6 protein-coding genes and 1 pseudogene are annotated in these 5,468 nt (G+C 71.4%); 5 read left to right on the top strand and 2 right to left on the bottom strand.

The features are described from left to right. A pseudogene (locus AB0J09_RS54935) lies at positions 1–202 on the top strand (hypothetical protein); the annotation flags it as partial. A gap of 30 nt (positions 203–232) precedes the next feature. Here the strand turns inward: AB0J09_RS54935 and AB0J09_RS54930 are convergent. Beyond that, entirely contained in the window at positions 233–1,240 is a 1,008-nt protein-coding gene (locus tag AB0J09_RS54930) for a methyltransferase (protein ID WP_360710288.1), read from the bottom strand. Positions 1,241–1,340: 100 nt separating this feature from the next. Between AB0J09_RS54930 and AB0J09_RS54925 the strand changes: the two genes are divergently transcribed. The 3 genes from AB0J09_RS54925 to AB0J09_RS54915 all read left to right on the top strand — a co-directional run bounded on the left by AB0J09_RS54925 (position 1,341) and on the right by AB0J09_RS54915 (position 3,618). After that, entirely contained in the window at positions 1,341–2,324 is a 984-nt protein-coding gene (locus AB0J09_RS54925; RefSeq protein ID WP_360710286.1) for a hypothetical protein, read from the top strand. Positions 2,325–2,329: 5 nt separating this feature from the next. Then, on the top strand, positions 2,330–3,292 hold the full coding sequence (locus AB0J09_RS54920) for a hypothetical protein (RefSeq protein WP_360710284.1): 963 nt from the start codon (positions 2,330–2,332) through the stop codon (positions 3,290–3,292). Between the two features lie 86 nt (positions 3,293–3,378). Next, positions 3,379–3,618, top strand: coding sequence for a hypothetical protein (locus tag AB0J09_RS54915; RefSeq protein ID WP_360710282.1), 240 nt, complete (start codon positions 3,379–3,381; stop codon positions 3,616–3,618). Here the strand turns inward: AB0J09_RS54915 and AB0J09_RS54910 are convergent. Beyond that, a complete protein-coding gene (locus tag AB0J09_RS54910; RefSeq protein ID WP_360710281.1) occupies positions 3,579–4,346 on the bottom strand; it encodes a VOC family protein in 768 nt (255 codons plus the stop codon). The two genes, AB0J09_RS54915 and AB0J09_RS54910, sit on opposite strands and share 40 nt — an antisense overlap. Positions 4,347–4,515: 169 nt before the next feature. Here AB0J09_RS54910 and AB0J09_RS54905 point away from each other — a divergent pair, with 169 nt between their 5' ends. After that, complete coding sequence (locus AB0J09_RS54905) at positions 4,516–5,145, top strand: alpha-ketoglutarate-dependent dioxygenase AlkB (protein WP_360710279.1); 630 nt, start codon at positions 4,516–4,518, stop codon at positions 5,143–5,145. The last annotated feature ends 323 nt before the right edge of the window (positions 5,146–5,468 follow it).

Genomic DNA, 5,468 nt, shown 5'->3' with positions numbered 1-5,468 from the left:
CCCGCCGCACGTCGCAGACCACGTCGTGCGGCGGGCGATCGGCGAGGCCGTGGCGGGCCGCTACGGCGACGTGGGGGTCGCGCCGGCCGTGTTCGCGATCCGCGACCAGGACGTACGCGAGCGCACCCCCGAGTCCGCCCTCTACATCGACACCCGCGACGCCACGCCCGAGCTGGTGACCGCGACCAGGTCGTACCTCTAGCCAGGCGAGCCGGCCGCGTGTGATCGGCGATCAGACCCGCGGGAGGCCGCCTGCTCGGCGGCCTGGCGATTCAGGACGGCACTCCACCACGGTCCGCCCCGACCGCTGCTCACCCGTGGCCGACACCACCAGCCCCGCCTGCCCGGCGAGCTCCCGAAAGTCCTCCAGCGTGCGTTCCGTGCCGCCGACCAGCACCAGCTCGGGCGTCAGCCCGCCCCGCGCGATGGGCTCAAGCGACACGCTGCCCACCACGACCACCCGCCCTGACACTCCCGCCGCCTGCGCGCAGCCGCGAAGGAGGGCGAGCGCCTCGCGGTCCGGCAGGTCGTTCAGGACCTTGCGCACCAGGTAGACGTCCTTGCCGGCGGGCAGCGAGTCGTAGAAGCTTCCGGGGATCACGGTGGCCCGCTCGGCGAGCTCGGCCGCCGCGAAGGATTCGGCCGCCCTGGCCGCCGTCGCCGGGAGCTCGACCAGCGTCCCTCGCACGCCGGGCCTGGCGCGCAGGATCGCGGCGAGCGCCGCGCCCGTGCCGCCGCCCACGTCCACCACCTCGGACACTCCGTCCCAGTCCCCGCCGACGAGGATCTCCGGGTCGAAATCCCCGTGCCCCGCCGGCCCCATCAGCGCGTCGAAGCTCTCGCTCAGCCTGGGATGCGCTTCCAGGTCGTCCCAGAACGTCATCCCGTACAGCTCCCGGTAGGCCGGCTCGCCGCGGCGTACGGCGGGCAGGAACGCGGCCCAGGCCCCTGCCAGTCTGCCGCCCACGCCATCGAGGTCGAGGAAGAGCCGCAACGGCTCGTCCAGCAGACCGCGTGCCGCGTCGTTGAGCGCGAACGTGCCCGGCTCCGGCTCGTCGAAAACGCCCTTCGACGCCAGGTGCGTGAGCGTCCTGCGCAGGTAGGCCGCGTCGCAGCCGGCGGCCCGCGCGAGCTCGCCCACCTGCGCGGGCCCTTCGGCGAGGCGCTCGGCGATGCGGAGGGTGACCACGACGCGCAAGGCCCACGGGGTGCTCAGATCGGACAAGCTCCACAGATCCATGGCGTCAGCCTGCCACGCCCTCCGTTCGAACGTGGCCGATCTGTGACCAACCGAGCACATCAGGTGGGTGTCTAACGGGTTGAGCGAAAGGATCACAACCATGAGGCACCCCTCAGCGATCGCGGCGCTGCTGGCGTCGGCGGTCATCGGCGGGCTGGGGCTCACACCCGGCACCGCCCACGCCCAGGCAGGCCCTCCGGCGGCTCGCGCGGCGTGGATCACGTCCTGCCACGACAAGAAGGACGACATCGACTACCCCTGCGGCCACTGGAAGCTGATCATGCGGGACGGCAGGCAGGTCGTCGTGCGCGACGCGGCCGGCACCAAGAGCGGCGCCAAGGACGACACAGCCCCGTTCGCGATCAGCGCCGACGGCCGCGTGATGGCGTACCAGCGCGCCCGCGACCACCGCCTGGTCGTCCGGCGGGTCGCCGGCGGCCCGGCCAAGCTGCTGCCGAAGTCGGCGGTGGTCAAGGGCGCCGGCAGCCTCTTCGTCACGCTGTCTCCCACGGGCGACAAGGTCATGATCGACTATGGGGACGAGCCCATGCGCTGGCCCATCAAGGTGATCACCGTCGCGACCGGCAAGACCACGACGCTGCCGCTCGGGGACTCGGCGCTCGGGTTCAGCGGCGACGGTGACGAGGTGCTGACCAGCCGCAACCTGAGCGACAACACCACGCGGCTGGCCGCGTACCGGCTCGGCGGCGGCTCGATCAAGCGGACGCCGCCCCAGGTCGTCTGGGGTGCCTACGCCAACGCCCTGGCCCCCGACGGCCGGACGCTGGCCGCGTTCATCTCGGGCGACACCGACAAGAACAAGCCGCCCAGGGTGCGGACCTACAACCTGGAGACCGGCGAGCTGTCCGCGGGCGCCGACCTGCCGCTCGAGCCGGACGCGGAGACGGAGGCCGCGTGGTGGAGCCCCGACGGCCGGCTCCACATGACCGTGCGGCGCGGCGACGACGGGAAGGCGGCGGTGGTACGGGTGCTCACCGTCGATCCGGAGTCCGGCAAGGCCACGCAGACCGACAAATACACGATCAGCAAGACCAGGTACGAGAGCGTCGAGGCGGGGGAGTGAAAGACATGAGAGCAAAGATCCTCACGGTCCTCGTGGCCGCCGCCCTGGCCGCGGCGCCCGGCGTCGCGTACGCGGAGCCGCACGCGCATCAGGGGCACGACAGCATCAGGTACGCCTCCATCAAGAGTTGCCACGCCAAGGGCGGGGAGGACAGGCCGTGCGGCGACTGGCGGCTCGTCATGCACGACGGCGAGCAGAGCGTCCTGCATGACGCACAGGGGGTCGCGCTCGACGCGAAGGGCAAGTCGGTCCGCTACTCCCCGGCGCCCATCGCGGTCAGCGGGAACGGCCAGCGGGTCGCGTACTTCACCAAGACCGGCAGGCTGGCCGTGCGGACCCTCGGGGGCGGCGTCAAGGTGTTCGCCAAGGACGCGCTGCCCCGCGTGGCCCAGAACGACGTGACCCTGCTCCTGTCCGACGACGGCGGCCGGCTGGCCGCGATCATCAGCGGCGAGAAGGCCGCGAGCACGCGCGTGTTCGACACGGCCACCGGCGCCCGGCTCGGCACCGTTCCGGGCGACCGCTCGGTGCTGGGCTTCAGCTTCGACGGGGACGAGGTCCTCACCAGCGTCGGAGGCGACGAGTCCGTCACCGACCTGGTGGTCTACAGCGACACGGGCGAGCAGGCCGTACGCGTCACACCACCGCAGGTCGTGGTCTCGAACGGGCCGCAGGCGCTGTCCGCCGACGGCCGCACGATCGCGAGCATCGTGCAGGGAGCCAAGACCCAGCTCGTCCTGTACGACCTGCAGACCGACGAGGTCACCGCCCGCAAGAAGATCAAGCTCCCGGCCGGGGACCTCCACATGGTCGACTGGACGGGGGACACCCAGGTGACCCTTCACCTGCTGACCGGCGACAACGGGATGACGATCGTCCAGATCGACACCGAGACGGGCGCGGTCAAGGTCAGGGACAAGTACACGATGCTGAAGGACACGTTCGTCTTCGCCGCGTGCGGCGGCTGACGTCCCTTTCGCCGGTACGGCGGGGCCGGGGGAGCCCCGCCGTACCGGCATACGCTTCTCAGGCGGAGACTCATTCGACCAAGGCGATGGCCACGCGGGCCGTCGACCTGTGTGTGGCGCTGCCGCACGGGCAGCCGTCGATCGAGTCGGTGTCGCGGGTCCTGCGCGACCACGGCGAGACCGGAGACCTGGACCTCGGCGAGGCGGACGTCGCGCCCGCCACGCCGAGCCAGTGGCGCACTCGATCCCGAGCCGGCAACGCGTCCCGTTCAGGCGCGTGGCTTGCTCAGGTTGAGCTCGTGAGGATCGCGAAGCGGGCGCCGTGAGGGTCGCCCAGGAAGGCCATCCTCCCCACTCCCTCCACGGTCATCGCCGGGGCCTGCAGCGTGCCGCCGAGTTGCTGTGCCATCGACGCAGTGGCATCGCAGTCGGGCACCTCGAAGTACGGCAGCCAGTGCGGGCTGTCGCCAGGCTGGAGCTGGACGATCCCGCCCATCTCGGGTGTCTCGCCGCCTTCGGCCGTGGAGATGACCGGGTAGGACATGTCGCCCATCGGCATGTCCTCGATGCGCCAGCCGAAGACCGACCGGTAGAAGGTCTGGATGGCGACGGGGTCGGGGGTGTGGAGCTCGACCCAGCCGAGCGAGCCCGGGTCGGTGACCATGCCGAGCCCCTTGGTCTGGCCCGGCTGCCACACGGCGAACGCGGCCCCCGCCGGGTCGGCGAAGACCGCCATCCTGCCCTGCCCCTCGATGTCGCGCGGCGGGGACAGCACCGTGCCGCCCGCCTGCTCGATCGTCTTGGCGATGGTGTCGGCGTCGGTGGCCTGGAAGTACGTCAGCCACGCCGCGGTCGCGTTGTCCTCCGTGGCCTGGCTGATCCCGGCCGCCGTCTTCCCGTCGACCTGGCAGAACCGGTAGTGCATGTGCTCGGGGCCCAGCGAGATGGACTGCCAGCCGAACAGCCGGGTGTAGAAGGCGTTCGCCGCCTCCGCGTCGGGGCTGTTGACGTCGATCCAGCTGGGAGCGCCCGGTACGTAGTCTGTGGTGAGCATGGCCTGCTCCTTCGTGTGACGAAGCGATGGGTGGCCTCTTCACCTCACGGTGCGGTCTGAGGGCGATGCCACTCGTATCCGGCGACTGCCAGCCTGGCACGACCCACCGACAAAAGCGACCGACGCCGCAGTCGAATAAGTGTTTGAACTATGGCATAGACTCGACACCATGACAGCCTCGTTCCAAGCATCTCTGCTGAGCCTCGACGAGGAGCTCGGGGCCGGGCCGCTCGGTGCCACGGTCCGCAGGACGCACCTCGACCACGGAGCCTGGATCGACCTGCGGCCGGGCTGGCTCTCGGGTGCGGACACGCTGTTCGAGCGGCTGGCCGAGACGGTGCCGTGGCGGGCGGAGCGGCGTCGCATGTACGACCGGGTGGTGGACGTGCCGCGGCTGCTGAAGTTCTACGACGAGGACGAGACCCTGCCCGACCCGGTGCTCGACGACTGCAGGCGCGCGCTCAACGAGCATTACGAGGAGGAGCTGGGGGAGCCGTTCCGCACGGCCGGGCTCTGCTTCTACCGCGACGGTCGCGACAGCGTGGCCTGGCACGGCGACACCATCGGGAGGGGCGGCACCGAGGACACCATGGTGGCCATCGTCTCGGTCGGCGACCCCCGCCCGCTTCTGCTCCGCCCGCGTGGTGGGGGGCCGTCCATCCGGCGCGATCTGGGGCATGGGGATCTGATCGTGATGGGCGGGAGTTGCCAGCGTACGTGGGAGCACGCGATCCCGAAGACGGCCCGCCCGACGGGGCCGCGTATCAGCATCCAATTCCGGCCCCGCGGTGTCCGCTGACGGGATCCGCCCTCCGGCGCCGCACTGGGCACACCCCCCATGTCCGGCTCCCGTCTGTGTGTTCGTCCGGACGTCGTGCGCGTTGGGCCGGGCTGCGTCGTTGGTCGCCTCGCCGATGCAGCTCCTGGTCGGCGGTGTCGGCGGGTGGCCCTGCCGCGCCGTCGTGCGCCGGCCGTCACGTGCCGGTCGCCCGCGACTCGGGCCCGCAGCCGGGTGCGAGCTCGTGGAATGAGGGGCGCCGGTGCCCACACCCGTGGCTTCGAAGGCTCATCGCGCCGTTCGTCGTGATGGCGGCGCTGGTGCAGGGGTGCGCCGGTGAAGAG

The organism is Nonomuraea sp. NPDC049784 (assembly GCF_040659615.1).
Taxonomy (GTDB): domain Bacteria; phylum Actinomycetota; class Actinomycetes; order Streptosporangiales; family Streptosporangiaceae; genus Nonomuraea.
The sequence above is the reverse complement of the archived record's forward strand: the minus strand, read 5'-3'. Positions and strand labels throughout refer to the sequence as shown.